Origin of the sequence: Elizabethkingia miricola (assembly GCF_001675285.1) — a bacterium.
Taxonomy (GTDB): Bacteria; Bacteroidota; Bacteroidia; order Flavobacteriales; family Weeksellaceae; genus Elizabethkingia; species Elizabethkingia miricola.
The window spans coordinates 234,375-251,093 of the sequence record NZ_LSGQ01000003.1; the positions used below are offsets into that span (position 1 = coordinate 234,375).

Consider the following 16,719-nt stretch of genomic DNA (forward strand, 5'->3'; position numbering starts at 1 on the left):
ATTTAACACTAAATTAAAATATAGGTAATGCCAACTTTTGATATTTGAAGGATTTTTACTCACAAATTAATAGTTAGAAAATGAAAAAGTTAATGCGATGGTCTTTATTGTGTTATACTATTTTATTCACAATATTGTATTCTTGTCGGGCAGATGAGGATATGCTTAGTACATACCCGGCAGGAAGCAGCCAGCAGGTCAATCAGTGGATGCTGAAGACTATGCAGCGTTATTATCTGTGGGCAGATCAAATACCTTCGCAAACAAACTTGGACCAGAGCCCCAAAGACTATTTCAAAAGTTTACTGGTAAAAGACGATCAGTTTTCTGTGGCTATAAAAAAAGATGACCCGGGAACTATTCCGCAATCTGTACGTACGTTGTTTGGTTTTGATTTTTCCGTAATACAGCAACATAATCAACTTACGTTTGCACTTGTAAAAATGGTACTGGAGGATTCACCGGCAAAACGTGCAGGATTACAACGTGGAGATATTATTACCGGAATTAATGAGCTGAACGTTAGTCCGGAAAATGTTAATAAGATAATGGCAGCGGTCTCTGGATCCAGGACTCTATCATTGAAGATAGCTGAGTTAAAAGATAACCAGCTGGTCTTTAAGCGCTCGGTAGAAGTTCAGGCTATGCTCAGCTTTAATCAGCCTTTATTGTCTAAAATACTGGAGATAAATAATGATAAGGCAGGTTATCTTTATCTTGCCGATTTTCAGGACGGGTTAGCAGGCTCATTAGTAAAGCCATTTCAGGAATTTAAGGGACAGAATATTCGTCATCTGATATTAGATTTGCGCTATAACGGCGGAGGCTCTGTCTCATCGGCTGCGGCACTTTGTGCGCTGATAACGGATAAGCTAAAATCTGGAACACCTTTTATCGTTTATAAAGGAAATAAAAATGGCGGAACTGTAAATCATTCAATTGATCAGGCATTTGCAAACGGTAATCAGAATATAAGTTTTGATGCTCTGAAAGCTTCTGCATTATCTTTGCCCGAAGTCTATATTATTACCTCTGCTAATACCGCTTCAGCTGCTGAGGTGGTTATTAATAATCTTAAGCCCTATATTAAAGTTACCCAAATTGGCGATAAAACGCTGGGTAAGGATATGGCGGCATTTACATTATCCGATACTGAAACACCGGAAAATAAATGGGTCATTTATCCTATGGTGTACAAAATATTTAATATTCTGGATTCCGGAAATTATACCTCAGGAATCGAACCTGCTCTTATGGCAGACGAATATGCACAACTCCCATTACAACCATTGGGGAGCAAAGACGAAACACTACTGGCCTCCGCATTATTGGTGATAACAGGACAGGCAAGTAGTAACTTAAAAACAAAAAGCCACAACACAAAAAATATGGTTTTCCGCATTCTGGCGGAAAGTGAAAAACCTGAAAATTTTATAAAAATACCATTATGAAAGGAATAACAGCTTTTGAACATTTTAAGAATATCGAACGTATACGAAAGTTACAGGACAGTGAAGTAGAAGAGAAACTGCAGTTTTTGTACATACGATACGAAAAAGCAATTGCACGCTTAATTAACTCTAATGCACTGTATAAAGAGTGTATGATAAAATTGTCTGAACGCTAAAATAATTATAGTTATGAGACTTATATCCAAAGAAGATCATGCCCGTAATCTCCGAAAACTCCAGAAAAAATATGATGAGATTAATCCTGAACTTACTCAGGGGAAAGTCGAAGAGCTCAATGCAATATTTCTGGATTACCTGAATACCTGCAACGAACTAAAGAATCTTATTTTTGCTTACCAGCGGGAGGTGGAAGCGGGTACTACAAAACAAAAGAGTAAGGTATAACCTTACTCTTGATATTTTATTTTTATTTAGCATCATGTATCGGGACTACCAATACCGGAATGCTGGATTTCTTAGTAATAGACTTCGTTAAGCTGCCAATGAATACATCATACATGCCGCTTCGTCCGTGAGAACCGATTACAATGTAGTCGGCATTTTTTTCTTCAGCAAATTCCAGAATAATAGAGGATGCTTCGCCCTGTTTTAGAAGGTGATCGCAGTCTATATCCTGAGCGATAATTCTTTGCTCCAAACGGTTTAGCTGTAAAAGCTCTTCTTTTATTTCGGATTTTTCGATTTCAGGAAAATATTGGAAACCCATATCACCAATAGCAAATCCAATATCTAATGGGGCAACATGGATAAGGCTTATTTTAGCATTTACCTCCTTTGCAAATTTTACAGCCTCGTCAATCAGGTATTCAGATCTTTCTGAAAAATCTATAGGCAGAACAATTGTTTTCATAAGCTTTCTTTCTTACTAAATTAAGAAAATTAATGGACTTTTACACTAAAAAGCTTCTCATTTTCCAGATAGGCATCTAATATATCATTTTCTTCAACTTTGCCAACCCCCGCAGGTGTACCCGTAAAGATAAGGTCACCAACGCGAAGCGTAAAATATTGTGAGATATTGGCTATAAGTTTATTGATGTCAAAAATCATGTCTTTAGAATTACCTTCCTGAACGGTCTGATTGTTTTTTTTCAGCTCAAAGTGAATTTCTTCTGTATTGAAATTTTCAACCGGAAAGAAATCACTTACAACAGCCGAACCATCAAAACCTTTGGCTTTCTCCCATGGCAATCCTTTTTCTTTCAGCTTACTCTGTAAGTCTCTGGCTGTAAAGTCTATTCCCAGACCAATTTGCTCATAATGCTTTGCTGCATTTTCTTCCTGAATATATTTTCCTCCTTTGGATATTTTGATCACCAGTTCCAGCTCATAATGGATATCGTTAGAAAACTCAGGAATATAAAAATCAGAACCTTTTAGAACCGAGGTGTCGGGTTTTATAAATAAAACAGGCTCTGTAGGAATTTCATTTTTTAGTTCTTTGGCATGTTCTGTATAATTTCTGCCGACACAAATTATCTTCATATTGTTTAATATTAGCTATAGAGGATATATACTCGTTTTAGCAATTAGTCATTAAAATTTACTTTTCAGCTTTATAGCTGTTAATATCTTTTTGGTGTACAATGGAAAGTCAGCATTTTGTATCCATCCGAAATAACCAGGATCTTTATCAAATACATCCAGTACTTTTTGTCCTTTATATTTTCCAAAAGAGAACATCTCTTCTTCCTTCTCATTGTAGATAATAAAGCCTGCTAAATCAGCGCTTCTTTTATGGAAAGAAAATTCGCTTAAAGAATGTGCGTCATCTCCTAATTCGTCATATTTACCCACCTGTGCATCCAATATTTCAAAAGTTGCCAAAGTATCTGCTTCTGCAGAGTGAGCGTTCTCCAGAGACTTTCCACAATAGAATTGGTATGCAGCAGAAAGATTTCGAGGTTCCATCTTATGGAAAATAGTCTGTACATCTATTGGTTTATGTTTTGACAGATCGAAGTCGAAACCAACTCTTAGTAATTCTTCTGCCAGTAAAGGAATGTCAAATCTGTTAGAATTGAAACCTCCTAAATCAGAATCCTTAATCATATCAATGATTTTAGGGGCAATCTCTTTTAATGTAGGTTTGTCTGCTACCATCTCGTCTGTGATTCCGTGAATGTCACTAGATTCTTTAGGAATAGGCATTTCCGGATTTACCAGCCATGTTTTAGATTCACGTGAGGCATCCGGGAAAACTTTCAGGATGCAGATTTCAACAATACGATCTTTAGATATGTTAATACCTGTGGTCTCCAGGTCGAAAATACAAAGAGGTTTATGTAATTTTAAATTCATATTTGCGTTAAATTTTTTTGAAATAATAAAGAAACAGCGATGTAATAGATCATACAAAGTGGTATACCTGTAATTCCGAATGCGGAAAGAAGTATAATACATCCTGCTACTAATGCTACTTTAGGATAATTATCCTGCAGTTTCATAGATTTGAATTTCATGGCAATCATTTTTATCGGGCTTACAAGCAACCAGGAACACAACAGGCTTAGTAGTATAAGTAATCCTGCATTTTCGAATAAAAATGAGAATGTATGCTTTTCTCTGAAAGCGTAATACATACCAAACAACAGGATCGTATTACTAGGTGTATTAAGTCCTTTGAAATAATATTTCTGATCTTCATCAAGGTTAAAGATAGCCAGACGCAGACACGAGAAAAGAGTAACCAGAAGTCCGATATATTTAACATCGAAAGGCAGACTTATGCTAAATGCCTGATCTCCGAAACCTTCCAGAGCTTTATACATTGTTAATCCGGGAAGGAAACCAAAACTAACCATATCTGCAAGAGAGTCCAGCTGGACACCAAGTTCACTGTTTGCTTTTAGTGCTCTTGCTACAAAACCATCGAAAAAGTCCAGTACAAGAGAACAGATAATACATAAAGCTGTAGTTTTATAATCTCCCAGTACAAGCTGGATTGCACCAACACTGCCGAAAAACAGGTTTCCAAGTGTCAGAGCATTTGCAAAATTATTCCGGATAAAATTCATGCAGCAAAAATAGGGAGGAATTATGAATTATCTGGTATAAGTTAGGTGTTAAACACTATTCACCCGGTAAAACTGCTATAAAATAAACTACAGCTAAAAATGAACAGGAAGGTGATAAGGAAGACGTGTAGAAATAAATAGCTGTTTAACAATAACTGTATTTACCAGAAACTATGTAAAAAATAACTTTAAAGATTGTTTAATTCAGATAAATAATTATCTTTAAACAAATTTATATGAAAATGAAAAAAATAATCTTTAGCCTTGTTGCAGTATTTTTCAGTGTGTTATCTTATGCACAGATTGAAGGAAAATGGAAGACTATAGACGATGAAACAGGAAAGCCTAAGTCTATCGTCGAGATTTTTAAAAAATCGGATGGTAAATATTATGGTAAAGTAATCCAGTTATTAATAAAACCTGCAGATCCTAACTGCTCTGGCTGTAAGGATGACCGTAAAGATAAACCTATCCTTGGTATGGAAGTAATCAGAGGATTGTCTAAGGACGGAAGCGAGTTTACAAAAGGAACAATTACTGACCCTAAAAATGGTAAGACTTATAAGTGTACTATCAAAAAAGAAGGCGAAGATAAACTTAATGTAAGAGGTTATATTGGATTCTCAGCATTAGGAAGATCTCAAACTTGGTATAAAGTAGATTAATATTTATCAATATATTCATAAAAGCATCAAAGAAATTTGATGCTTTTTTTGTTGAAAAAGTGTAACGAAAAATAAAAGGATACACTTATAGAGTATGCAGAGTAAAGCCGAAGAAACTTTTGTAAAACAGATTACGGAAAATCAGCGATTAATCCATAAAGTATGCAGGATTTATACAGACAATGAAGCAGATCATGAAGATCTTTTTCAGGAAATTACGTTGCAGTTGTGGAAGTCTTTTTCGGGATATAGAGGCGAAGCAAAATTTTCTACATGGATGTACCGTATAGCGCTGAATACTGCAATATCATTATTTAGAAAATCCGACAGACAGATCCGATTGCAATCGGATATAGATTTTGTCTCACTGAAAATAGAATGCGATGAATATACTGATGAAGAAGAAAAAATTCGGAATATGTATAAAATGATACATAAACTTTCGGATATAGAAAAAGCATTGATTATGATGTATCTGGACGATAAAAGTTATAGAGAAATAGGAGAGGTTTTGGGAATCACAGAAGGTAATGCCCGTGTGAAAATGAACAGAGCTAAAAATAATCTGAAATCACTTATAAAAAAATAATGGCTATGGATGAACTGGAATTACTAAAAAAAGATTGGAATAAAAATTCTGAAGATTTTAAGGCATACTCTGCTAAAGAGATTTTTAGGATGTTAAAACGGAAATCAATTTCGTTTTCTACATCATTACTTATCTTGGGAATTACCGAGATTGCATTGTGGCTGGTATTTGATGTGATCTACGGATTAGATTACAGATTAGTGAGATATACTTTGTTTTTCTGTTTCACGGGTCTTTTGGTGTATACATTCTATAGAATTAAGAATACAACCAACTCAAAGGATTTAATGAAAAGTATTTTAATGTTGAGGCGAATTGTTGTTATATATGTTATTGCGGTGTTTTCGACATTAATTATAGAGTGTATATTGAATTTTGATATTATGACCAACCAATTTTATACTGGTTGGCAGGAGGGGAGGCATGGGAAATATCAGGTCGGAAATTTGTTACAACCGACATTGAAAATTTATATATTGTTTTCGGTGATTTTGCTTTCAATATTGCTTTTTATCAGTTTGATTTATAAAAATTTTTATGGAAATATCCTCCATAAATTGAGGGCTAATTATAAAGAACTGACCAAATTAGAAGAAAGTAATGCATAATAAAATGAAAATGGTTATTTTTGTACTTTCAAATTAATTAAAAATTATGGCAGAATATACTTTTCGTGAGGTAATTGCACAGGCAATGAGCGAGGAAATGCGCAAAGACCAGTCAATATATTTAATGGGTGAGGAGGTTGCAGAATACAACGGTGCTTACAAAGCATCTAAAGGTATGTTAGCAGAATTCGGACCAGACAGAATTATCGATACACCGATTGCTGAGCTTGGTTTCGCAGGTATCTCTGTAGGTGCAGCAATGAACGGATGCCGTCCGATTGTTGAATTTATGACTTTCAATTTCTCTTTAGTAGGTATTGACCAGATCATTAACAACGCAGCAAAAATTTTTCAGATGAGTGGTGGTCAGTGGAACTGTCCAATCGTTTTCCGTGGGCCTACAGCTTCTGCAGGTCAGTTAGGAGCAACTCACTCTCAGGCATTAGAAAGCTGGTATGCAAACTGCCCGGGATTGAAAGTAGTAGTACCATCTAATCCATATGATGCGAAAGGTCTTTTGAAGACAGCTATCCAGGATAACGACCCTGTTATCTTCATGGAGTCTGAGCAGATGTATGGTGATAAAATGGAAGTTCCTGAGGAAGAGTACTACATCCCATTAGGTAAAGCCGATATCAAGAAAGAAGGTTCTGATGTAACTTTAGTTTCTTTCGGTAAAATCATGAAGTTAGCTATTCAGGCAGCTGAAGATTTAGAAAAAGAAGGAATCTCTGTTGAGGTTATCGACCTTAGAACAGTTCGTCCTTTAGATTACGATACAATTTTAACTTCTGTAAAGAAAACTAACCGTTTAGTAGTTTTAGAAGAAGCATGGCCATTCGCTTCTGTAGCTTCTGAGATTACTTATATGGTACAGCAAAAAGCATTTGATTATTTAGATGCTCCAATCAAGAGAATTACAACTCCGGATGCTCCGGCTCCATATTCTGCAGCATTATTTGCAGAATGGTTCCCGAAACTGGAAAAAGTAAAAGCTGAGATTAAAAATGCAATGTACGTTAAGCAATAATAACGTAGATTAACAGATATTAAAACCTTCCTTTTCGGAAGGTTTTTTAATTTTGTCAAATAAATTTATACAACTTAGGGGTAATTTCTTATACATTTGCGCTAATTTTTATATTTTAAAATATGTTAGGACTGAATGCACATATCGATACCAAGAAGCTAACCTTCATAGGTGTTTTAGTGTCATTAGGAATTGTTTTCGGGGATATTGGAACCTCTCCGTTGTACGTAATGAAGGCTATTGTGAATGCCAGAAAAGAATCTGGAACATTAGATCCAATCTTCCTGGAAGGGGCTCTTTCATGTATCATCTGGACACTGACGATTCAGACTACGATTAAATATGTATTAATTTCCCTCAGGGCCGATAACAAAGGTGAGGGTGGTATTCTGGCACTTTTCTCACTGGTAAAGAACCTGAAGAAAAAGTGGCTGTATATTATTGCGATTATAGGAGCAGCAACTCTTATTGCAGATGGAGTTATTACACCTTCTCTTACTGTAATGGCAGCTATAGAAGGTTTGGAAATATATAATCCGGAAACACCAGTAGTTACCATTACGCTTATTGTACTGGTTGCAATCTTTACCATACAACAGTTCGGAACAAGCTTTATTGGTAAATTTTTCGGACCGGTAATGACGATCTGGTTCCTTATGTTAGGAACATTAGGCGTAATCCATCTTTTCGATTATCCACAGATTTTGAAAGCATTAAATCCTTACTATGCAGTAAGGCTTATTATAACATCACCTTCTATTATCGTTATCCTTGGAGCTGTTTTCTTATGTACAACAGGAGCTGAAGCTTTATATTCGGATCTTGGACACTGTGGTATCAAGAATATCCGTATTAGCTGGGTATTTGTGAAAATTTGCCTTATTCTTAACTATCTTGGGCAGGGGGCTTGGCTGGTAGGAAACTATCAACAGGTTTTCGCAGGAGAAAATCCTTTCTTTGCTATGATGCCGGAATGGTTCGTACTACCTGCAGTAATTATGGCAACTGCAGCCGCTATTATTGCCAGTCAGGCGTTGATTACCGGATCGTTTACGATTTTCTCAGAAGCAATGTCACTTAACTTCTGGCCTTTACAGGAAATTGATTATCCATCCGGGGTAAAAGGACAAATGTATATTCCTAAAGTAAACTGGGGGTTATTGGTCTTCTGTATTTTCGTTGTACTTTACTTTAAGGAATCGGGAAAAATGGAGGCTGCCTATGGTCTGTCTATTACAGTAACGATGTTGATGACAACTGTTCTTTTGGTATTTTATCTTTTCAAGAAAAGGATTAATAAGTGGCTCGTTTTGCTATTCGCATTAGTATATCTTTCTTTAGAATTAGGATTCTTTAGTGCCAATGTGATCAAGTTCTTTGAAGGTGGTTGGATTACTGTATTCTTAGCCGGATTTATAGGAATTTGTATGTATGCATGGTACAACGGAAGAATGATTAAAACCAAATTCATCAAGTTTGTAAAACTAGAGCATTACATATCTACTATCCAGGATATGAAACTGGATGAAACGATTCCTAAGTATGCAACAAACCTGGCTTATTTCAGCCGTGCTAAAAACACGCAGGAAATAGAATCTAAGATTATCTATTCTATGATTCGTTCTCAGCCCAAGCGTGCAGACCACTATTTTATTCTGAATATTGTAAACCATGAAGATCCCTATACTTATGAGTATAAAATAGATGAAATTCTTCCGGGAACTATTTACCGCATACATTTTATTTTAGGATTTAAGGTCGACAGACTTATCAATGATTATTTCCAGCAGGTATTAACGGATATGGTGGATGAAGGAATTATTCCGGACAGAAGTAGCCATCCGTCGCTAAGAGCACATAATATACCGCCGGATCTTAAATATATAATTATAGACAACGTGTATATCAATGATTATCTTCTTACAATCCGTGAAAAGATTATTATGAATGTTTATAATTTTGTCCGTAAAATGGGTAGTAATGACTTTACTGCATTCGGTTTAGTTTCTCACAACGTGGTTGTAGAGTCGGCACCGCTACTTTATAATCCGGTGCGTGTACACAAGATCAAGCAGGTTGGTTTTAACCGTTTTGATGAAGATTAATTTTTATGTTGTAAATTTGTACTATGATGGACCAAAAACAAAAGGAAAAAAATATTGAGACTGTAAAGAGTGTTTTGAAACAGTATTTACAGGATAAAGGGTATCGTAATACACCAGAACGTTACGCTATTATCGAAGAAATCTACAATCTGGATCACCACTTTAATGTAGATGATTTGTATTTGTTGATGATTCAGAAGAAATATCAGGTTTCAAAAGCAACAATTTACAACACGATCGAGATCTTTTTAGATGCAGGATTAATCCGTAAACATCAGTTTGGGGAAAAGACGCTTACCTCTTCCTCTTATGAGAAATCATATTTCGATAAGCAACACGATCACTTGGTCGTTTATAAACCGGGATCTGATAAAGAAATTGATGAGATTATAGAATTTTGTGATCCGAGAATTCAGGGAATTAAAGAAGCTATAGAAAACGCATTTGGCGTAAGTATCGATAGCCACTCTCTTTACTTCTATGGGTACAAAAAAGATAACTAATCTCGTAAAGATATTATAAATAAAGCGCAAGGAGAGAAGCCTCTCTTTGCGTTTCAAGGTTTAATAGCGTTTCACATTCATGAAAAGAATCCTTTTTCTATTTCTTCTTATCTATATCACAGGAGCAGCGCAGACTATTCCTACGACTCCTCTGAAAAAGGATCCCTACTTTAATCAGAGTACTGCTCCGAAAACAAAGCCTGGGACTACTCCGGAAAAGATCAAGCTAATCCATGCAGATAGTACCAACGTACGCCCTGAGCTTTACGAAGGAAATCCTTTCCTGAGAGGTAATGTAGAAGTACATCATCAGGGAAGTATCTTCAAGGGGGACGAGGTTGTTCTGTATCAGAAAGAAAATTTCATTAAAGCGAAAGGTAATATTGATATTACCAATCCGGACGGAACACATCTTACCTCTGATGAAGCTGAATATGATGGTAATACCAGAAAAGCTATTGCTAAAGGAAATGTTGTCCTTACAGACCCTAAACAAACTATTAAAACCGAAACGCTGTATTATGACAGAAATGCGAATACAGCATATTTTAATGACGGCGGGGTTATTAATGTTCATCAGGACAATAGTGTTATTACAACCAAGATTGGAACTTATTATGTTAATGAACAGCGTATTGTTTTCGATTCCAATTACCGCATTGTCAACGATGAATATATTACAGACGGAAAGAATGTAAACTATCTCCGTGGTGAGGGTATTGCAGTATTTAACGGGCCAACAACCGTTACCAACAAAAAGAATCCTTCCAATTACGTTTATACAGAACAGGGGCGCTATCTGATGAATTCTAAAGAAGTTTACCTGAAGAAAAATTCACGTATCCACTATAACGGAAAAATCCTTACCGGAGACGATATGTATTTCAATCAAATTACCGGTTTTGGTAAGGCGATTGGTAATGTAAAACTGGATGATCCCGCTGAAAACAGATATATACTGGGAGGTTACGGAGAGATCTATGAAAAAACTGACTCTGCTGTAATTACCGAAAAGCCATATGCTATAAAAGTCCTGAAAACGGATTCTGTATATATTGCCGCTAAGAAAATTCTGGCATACCAAAAGTTGGACAGTAAGACAGGACAGAAAAAAAGCTACATGCGAGCTTTTAAGCAAGCAAGAATGTTTAAAACCAATGCGCAGGGACGTTCAGATTCTTTAGCATATAACGAAACTGATGGTGTTATGCACTTTGTAGGGAAACCAGTTTTCTGGGCTGGTGAAAGACAGGTTACCGGAGATACCATCAGAGCTTACTCCACGCCCGATATGCAGCGTATAGATTCTGTACGAGTAATGGGAGATGCTTTTGCTATCAGTAAGGTGGATTCATTGAATCTTAAAGATGAATTCAATCAGGTGAAAGGAAAGATCATGACGATTTACTTTCAGGAAGGTCAGTTGAAAGAAGCCAGGGTAAAAGGAAATGCCCAGGCTATTACATATGCCGATAATCAGGATGAAAAAACTAAGAAGGTAGACCGTATAGGTATTGCTTATTCTACCTGCGGCGAAATCATTACTGAATTTGAAGAAAAAAAAGTACAAACGATAACATGTAATATCGGTGCACTCACCGACTTGTACCCAATGAGTAAAGTCGCGAAGGCGAAAAGATTTTTCCCGGATTTTAATTGGAATACAAAAGACAGACTGCAGCGATGGCGGGATATATTCTTAGATACCCCGAATTATCCGGAGAAACAGTATACCTCGGATAATACACTTTACGATGCCGCTCAGGGAATTATTAAGAGCAAAGAAGATGCTCAGAAAGCAAAAGAACCTAAACGGGTTAAAAAAGAATAATCTTACTCACGAAGTACGAAAAAGAGTTATTCATCATCTGATTTTTTAATAAATCAATCAACAATTTTAAAATGAAACAAGAGTTTTATAAATATCAGGCGCAGACAACACAATTTGCTTCAGGATTTGAAGTGGAACGTGCAGAAGGAAGTTATATTTATGGTAAAGACGGAAAAGCTTACCTGGATTTTGTAGCAGGAGTTTCTGCCAATACATTAGGACATTCCCATCCGAAAATTGTTCAGGCTATTAAAGAGCAAACAGACAAATACCTTCATGTAATGGTGTATGGCGAATATGCACAGGAAAAACCTGTTGCACTTTGTCAGCTTTTAGCCGATGCTACACCTGCACCTTTGGAAGTTACTTATTTGGTAAACTCCGGAGCGGAAGCTATTGATGGAGCATTGAAATTAGCCAAAAGATATACTGGCCGCGAGGAGATTATTTCCTTTAAAGATTCCTATCATGGAAATACTCACGGTGCACTAAGTGTTTCCGGTAATGAGACACACAAAAGAGAATATCGTCCTTTACTACCGATGATTAACTTCATTGGTTTTAATGAAGAAAAAGATCTGGAGCAGATCACGGAAAAAACAGCCGGAGTTATTGTTGAAACAATACAGGGTGCTGCCGGATTTATTATGCCGGAAAATGAATTCTTTATAAAGCTAAAGAGAAGATGTGAGGAAGTAGGTGCATTGCTTATTCTGGATGAAATCCAGCCTGGATTTGGAAGAACCGGGAAACTCTTTGCTTTTGAACACTTCGGAATTGTTCCGGACATCTTAGTAATGGGTAAAGGAATGGGAGGAGGTGTTCCCGTAGGAGCATTTATGGCTAGTGCCGAAGTTATGCAAACACTTTCACATTCTCCAAAACTGGGACACATTACAACATTTGGTGGAAATCCATTAATCGCAGCGGCATCTCATGCTACTTTATCCGAAGTATTGGAATCCGGTGTGATGGATGAAATGTATAGAAAAGAGCAGCTTTTCAGAGAATTATTAGTACATCCGAAGATTAAAAAAATTAACGGAATGGGGCTTATGCTGGCAGTAGATCTTGGGACTCCTGAGTATTGTCTGGATGTAGCAAAACGTTGTATGGAAAATGGACTTATTGTATTCTGGCAGCTCTATAAAAATAATTTTATGCGCATCACTCCGCCTCTGATAATCACCGATGAAGAGATAAAAAAAGGGTGCAAGATCATAATAGACGCTCTCAATGAAAATTAATTGATATTTTCTTCCCCCACTATTGTTAAAGTATAAACTAATTTATATATTGCGCAACCAAAAGTTGGTAATTTATGGCGAAAACAAAAGTACATTTTGAGTATCCAATGCATTGTCAATCAGAGATCTTGTATGAATATCTAGCAAGTGCTGAAGGACTGGCGGAATGGTTTGCGGATGATGTTGTGGAAAAAGGAGATGATTTCTATTTCAGCTGGAATGGAGGGGAACCCGAAAAAGCTACCATGATTCGTTATAAACCAGAAAGTTTTGTAAGATACAGATGGGAGGCAGATGAAGGAACAAAGAATTTTTTTGAATTAACTATCGTTATTGATGAGATCACCAATGACCTCTCTCTTAACGTTACAGATTTTGCAGATGAAGGCGATGAAGAAGAGGTACAACAGTACTGGGATAATCTTATCGAAAATCTACAGATAAAATTAGGTGCAGCTTAAAACATCATGATTAAGAATTTTCAAAATATACAAAAAGACCCGGCTAACCGGGCTTTTTTGTTCGGTGACGGAGTATGGGTTTCTTTTTATATCAGAAATAATGAGCTTATTCTGGCTGAAGAATGCTATTTCTATCTTATGGCTTCTATGCGTAAGCTTCGGCTAAATATTCCGCAGTCTTATACACTGGAGTTTTTTAAACAATTGTTTCAGGAAGAAGTAATTGATAAAGGAACAAAGAATGCTATTGTCCGATTCTTTGCTTACAGAAGTAATAATGGCCTTAATCTGGCTAAAAATGAAGTAGAATATTATTTTGAGGCAGAGGAAGCAGAAGATGTTTTAGCAAGCGCTAAAGACTATGAAATGGATCTTATCAAGGAGATTAATGTTAATACAAATCTTTTGAGTAATATCCATGTGCATTCTCCGGAAAATATATATGCAGGAATTTATGCATCCGAAAATGATCTGGATGATGTTATATTGCTGAATCCTGATAAAAGAATTGCAAGAACATCGCAGGGAAATATCCTTTTATTAACAGATAATACACTGCGTGTTCCGAAACATACTGAAGGTGCTTATATCTCTCCGTTGCTGGAATCATTTGTAACCTTTCTGGATAAAAAAGGACTGGCTCTTCTGGAAGAAGCCGAGATTATTGCCTTTGAGACTCAGAAAGCGGATGAAGTCCTGATGATTTCTGAAATGAGTGGAATACACCACGTAACAAAAATTAGAAATAAAGAGTTTTCTAAAACGAAATTTGCAAGCCTGTTAGAGGAATGGCAAAATAGTTTTAACTAAGCTTTCACAAACTTTTTCAGTATCCGTAAGATTTTTTGAGCATCGCGGTCCCGGTAATCTTTTAAGTCAAAAGAATAATCCTGGGATGTTGTTTTAATGTTCAGAATCTTATGGGTAAGGGAATACTTGCTTACTTCATTAAAGTATATTAGCGTATTCTTTCGGGTATTAATTTTTATCTGAAGGGTTTTGCTGTTCCAGCCTACAAAGTTTTTCAGAATCAGATTCTGAACAATGGTTTTCCCAAATACAACAACAATAAATGCATACGCAGTCATCTTGTACCAGTAGAGCTGTTCATAAGATATGTTTTTTACAAAATTAAGTCCGATAACAGCGGTTACACCAATAATAATACTGGTAATATTGAAAATGCTAAGCGCATTGTTGAAATAAATTCGTTTCAAAATAGTTCTGATTGTTATTTATAAATGATGCCCTCCTGATTAGTTCTGGGAAATATCTTCAGGCGCATTAGCCCATAATAAAAATTCTCCGCCTAATCCCTGCATTATCTTTTTCCACAAGTTCTGGTCATTGGATTCTGTGTAATCCAGATTAATAACTTCTATAACTGTCCACATCTTGTTTTTTATCTCACCTTCCAACTGCTGGGGAGACCATCCTGAATAGCCGGAAAATATTTTGATATCTTTTGTTTCCAGTTCCTGTTTTACAATAAGCTCTATTACCTCTTCAACATTGTCTGTAAGGTAGTAGTCATCATTGATTTCAGAATTTACAGAAGTAGCTCTTTCTCCATGAATAATGAAGAATATTTTGTCCTGAGATATAGGTCCGCCTTCGTAGACCTCAATATCATTTTGCATTATCTTATTGAAGCGTTTACTCAGGAAATTATTTTTCTTATTAAGGATAAGGCCAAAGGCTCCTGATTCGTTGTGTTCGATGATGAGGACAACAGAGCGGGAAAATATATCTCCGGAAATATCAGGTGTGGAGATTAAAATCTTACCTTTGTAGGAGTTATTCATACTCAAAAATAATATTTTTTCGATGGAAAACCTACACGACAGAAGAAAAGTTTATGAAAAAGCAGAATTGCTTGAAAGTCAAATCGAACAGTCTCCTTTTGAAATGTTCAAAATATGGCTGAAAGCCGCAGAAGAAGATACAAGTGTTGTAGAGGCCAATGCAATGGATGTCTCAACGGTAGATGAAGACGGTTGCCCAAGAACCAGAATTGTTTTATTAAAAGAATATTCGGATGAAGGTTTTGTATTTTTCACCAATTATAATAGCTACAAAGGAACGGCTATAGCGCATAACCCTAAAGCTTGTCTCCATTTTTTCTGGTCCACTTTGGAACGTCAGGTAACTATTAAAGCGGAAATGGTAAAAACATCGGCACAGGATTCCGATACTTATTTTCATTCGCGTCCTCGTGGCAGCCAGATAGGAGCTGTTGTGTCGCCACAAAGCAGCGTTATTCCGAACAGGAATTTTCTTGAAGAAAAACTGATAGAAACAGAGAAGTTATTCGAAAATAAAGAAGTAGAAAGACCTGAGCATTGGGGTGGCTATATTGCTAAACCGTATGAGATTGAATTTTGGCAGGGTAGACCGAACAGATTACACGACCGTATCGTTTATACTAAAGCTGAAGACGGAAGCTGGACAACTGAACGCCTGGCTCCATAAACATAAAAAAAGCTGCCCATTGGGCAGCTTAATTTCTTTTAAGAAACTACTTATTATTTCTTTTTGCCGTTTACAGATTCTGCTAACTCAGAACCAGCTTTAAACTTAGCTACTTTTTTAGCAGCGATTTTAATTGGTTTCTTTGTTGAAGGGTTGATACCTTGTCTAGCAGCTCTTTCAGCTACGGAGAAAGTTCCGAAACCTACTAAAGATACTTTACCATCTTTTTTCTTCAATGTAGAAGATACATTAGAAATGAAAGATTCTAATGCTTTTTTAGCTGCTACTTTAGTGATATCAGCATCCTTTGCAATTGCGTCGATTAATTCAGACTTGTTCATAGTAAATAATATTTAAAGTTTAATTTAACTAATAGCAAATATAACACAAATTTTGTCTCATGCAAATAATTAGTGTTTTTTTTTAATAAAAGCATGCTAATACTTCTCAAAGGGTTGAAATTTAATAATGCATGTTTTTACTAAAATGCTGCTTTACGGGTAACTAAAAGTGTGCCAAAAGTCCATGACAACGTATTTTTAAAGAATTGTTAATATTTTGCTTTGAATTATCATATTTTAAATTTTAAGTGTTTATAGGGGTTTATTTAATGATTTTTATGAAAAAGGCTCATTATATGTAGGTTAGCAGTAGTCATATTACCTTTGACGTTTCTTTTTTTTAATATGCATACTTTGAAGAATTCTTTTGGCTTTCGC

Annotated in this window: 21 protein-coding genes; 14 read left to right on the forward strand and 7 right to left on the reverse strand. The window is 36.0% G+C overall.

What is annotated here, in order from left to right; translation table 11 throughout:
- Positions 1-80: 80 nt before the first annotated feature.
- From ATE49_RS03945 to ATE49_RS03955, 3 genes are read left to right on the forward strand one after another with little or no spacing between them, the layout of a single operon-like run.
- Complete coding sequence (locus ATE49_RS03945; RefSeq protein WP_233174325.1) at positions 81-1,451, forward strand: S41 family peptidase; 1,371 nt, start codon at positions 81-83, stop codon at positions 1,449-1,451.
- Positions 1,448-1,627 (forward strand): hypothetical protein, encoded by a 180-nt coding sequence (locus tag ATE49_RS03950; protein WP_034869501.1) that lies wholly within the window; start codon positions 1,448-1,450, stop codon positions 1,625-1,627. Before ATE49_RS03945 ends, ATE49_RS03950 begins: the two co-directional genes overlap by 4 nt.
- Before the next feature lie 13 nt (positions 1,628-1,640).
- Complete coding sequence (locus ATE49_RS03955) at positions 1,641-1,856, forward strand: hypothetical protein (protein WP_065081154.1); 216 nt, start codon at positions 1,641-1,643, stop codon at positions 1,854-1,856.
- 22 nt (positions 1,857-1,878) lie between these two features.
- Here ATE49_RS03955 and ATE49_RS03960 read toward each other — a convergent pair whose 3' ends face one another.
- The 4 genes from ATE49_RS03960 to ATE49_RS03975 are packed head-to-tail and all read right to left on the reverse strand — an operon-like array spanning position 1,879 to position 4,489.
- Positions 1,879-2,322: a universal stress protein gene (locus tag ATE49_RS03960; protein WP_009085808.1), complete on the reverse strand. Its 444-nt coding sequence runs from the start codon at positions 2,320-2,322 to the stop codon at positions 1,879-1,881.
- A 29-nt stretch (positions 2,323-2,351) separates the two neighbouring features.
- Positions 2,352-2,957 carry a fumarylacetoacetate hydrolase family protein gene (locus tag ATE49_RS03965; protein WP_021348349.1) on the reverse strand — a complete coding sequence of 202 codons (606 nt, stop codon included), beginning with the start codon at positions 2,955-2,957 and terminating at the stop codon, positions 2,352-2,354.
- A 51-nt stretch (positions 2,958-3,008) separates the two neighbouring features.
- On the reverse strand, positions 3,009-3,773 hold the full coding sequence (locus tag ATE49_RS03970; protein ID WP_034869494.1) for a 3'-5' exonuclease: 765 nt from the start codon (positions 3,771-3,773) through the stop codon (positions 3,009-3,011).
- On the reverse strand, positions 3,770-4,489 hold the full coding sequence (locus ATE49_RS03975; protein ID WP_065081155.1) for a CDP-alcohol phosphatidyltransferase family protein: 720 nt from the start codon (positions 4,487-4,489) through the stop codon (positions 3,770-3,772). The genes ATE49_RS03970 and ATE49_RS03975 overlap by 4 nt, the downstream gene beginning before the upstream one ends.
- 242 nt (positions 4,490-4,731) lie before the next feature.
- Between ATE49_RS03975 and ATE49_RS03980 the strand changes: the two genes are divergently transcribed.
- The 10 genes from ATE49_RS03980 (at position 4,732) to ATE49_RS04025 (ending at position 14,338) form a co-directional block, all read left to right on the forward strand.
- Positions 4,732-5,154 carry a DUF2147 domain-containing protein gene (locus ATE49_RS03980; RefSeq protein ID WP_024564702.1) on the forward strand — a complete coding sequence of 141 codons (423 nt, stop codon included), beginning with the start codon at positions 4,732-4,734 and terminating at the stop codon, positions 5,152-5,154.
- Between the two features lie 94 nt (positions 5,155-5,248).
- On the forward strand, positions 5,249-5,743 hold the full coding sequence (locus ATE49_RS03985) for an RNA polymerase sigma factor (protein WP_065081156.1): 495 nt from the start codon (positions 5,249-5,251) through the stop codon (positions 5,741-5,743).
- A gap of 5 nt (positions 5,744-5,748) precedes the next feature.
- On the forward strand, positions 5,749-6,351 hold the full coding sequence (locus ATE49_RS03990; protein WP_065081416.1) for a hypothetical protein: 603 nt from the start codon (positions 5,749-5,751) through the stop codon (positions 6,349-6,351).
- Positions 6,352-6,397: 46 nt separating this feature from the next.
- Positions 6,398-7,381, forward strand: a complete 984-nt coding sequence (locus ATE49_RS03995; RefSeq protein WP_034869489.1) for a pyruvate dehydrogenase complex E1 component subunit beta — start codon at positions 6,398-6,400, stop codon at positions 7,379-7,381.
- 122 nt (positions 7,382-7,503) lie between these two features.
- Complete coding sequence (locus ATE49_RS04000) at positions 7,504-9,486, forward strand: KUP/HAK/KT family potassium transporter (protein ID WP_034869486.1); 1,983 nt, start codon at positions 7,504-7,506, stop codon at positions 9,484-9,486.
- 23 nt (positions 9,487-9,509) lie between these two features.
- Positions 9,510-9,989 carry a Fur family transcriptional regulator gene (locus tag ATE49_RS04005; RefSeq protein ID WP_009094261.1) on the forward strand — a complete coding sequence of 160 codons (480 nt, stop codon included), beginning with the start codon at positions 9,510-9,512 and terminating at the stop codon, positions 9,987-9,989.
- Between the two features lie 79 nt (positions 9,990-10,068).
- The gene (locus tag ATE49_RS04010; protein WP_065081157.1) at positions 10,069-11,820 is read left to right on the forward strand and encodes an OstA-like protein; all 1,752 of its coding nucleotides are present in this window, start codon (positions 10,069-10,071) and stop codon (positions 11,818-11,820) included.
- Between the two features lie 71 nt (positions 11,821-11,891).
- On the forward strand, positions 11,892-13,067 hold the full coding sequence (locus ATE49_RS04015; RefSeq protein ID WP_034869481.1) for an aspartate aminotransferase family protein: 1,176 nt from the start codon (positions 11,892-11,894) through the stop codon (positions 13,065-13,067).
- 74 nt (positions 13,068-13,141) lie between these two features.
- Entirely contained in the window at positions 13,142-13,528 is a 387-nt protein-coding gene (locus ATE49_RS04020) for an START-like domain-containing protein (protein ID WP_009085832.1), read from the forward strand.
- A gap of 6 nt (positions 13,529-13,534) precedes the next feature.
- A complete protein-coding gene (locus ATE49_RS04025; RefSeq protein WP_065081158.1) occupies positions 13,535-14,338 on the forward strand; it encodes an aminotransferase class IV in 804 nt (267 codons plus the stop codon).
- Here ATE49_RS04025 and ATE49_RS04030 read toward each other — a convergent pair.
- Both ATE49_RS04030 and ATE49_RS04035 read right to left on the reverse strand, forming a co-directional pair.
- Positions 14,335-14,745: a hypothetical protein gene (locus ATE49_RS04030; RefSeq protein WP_059156814.1), complete on the reverse strand. Its 411-nt coding sequence runs from the start codon at positions 14,743-14,745 to the stop codon at positions 14,335-14,337. The genes ATE49_RS04025 and ATE49_RS04030 overlap by 4 nt on opposite strands.
- A 39-nt stretch (positions 14,746-14,784) precedes the next feature.
- Positions 14,785-15,333: a YqgE/AlgH family protein gene (locus ATE49_RS04035; RefSeq protein ID WP_059156815.1), complete on the reverse strand. Its 549-nt coding sequence runs from the start codon at positions 15,331-15,333 to the stop codon at positions 14,785-14,787.
- Positions 15,334-15,355: 22 nt separating this feature from the next.
- Between ATE49_RS04035 and pdxH the strand changes: the two genes are divergently transcribed.
- Positions 15,356-16,000: a pyridoxamine 5'-phosphate oxidase gene (gene pdxH / locus ATE49_RS04040; protein ID WP_065081159.1), complete on the forward strand. Its 645-nt coding sequence runs from the start codon at positions 15,356-15,358 to the stop codon at positions 15,998-16,000.
- Between the two features lie 53 nt (positions 16,001-16,053).
- Here pdxH and ATE49_RS04045 read toward each other — a convergent pair whose 3' ends face one another.
- Positions 16,054-16,341 (reverse strand): HU family DNA-binding protein, encoded by a 288-nt coding sequence (locus ATE49_RS04045; RefSeq protein WP_034869473.1) that lies wholly within the window; start codon positions 16,339-16,341, stop codon positions 16,054-16,056.
- Positions 16,342-16,719: the final 378 nt, after the last annotated feature.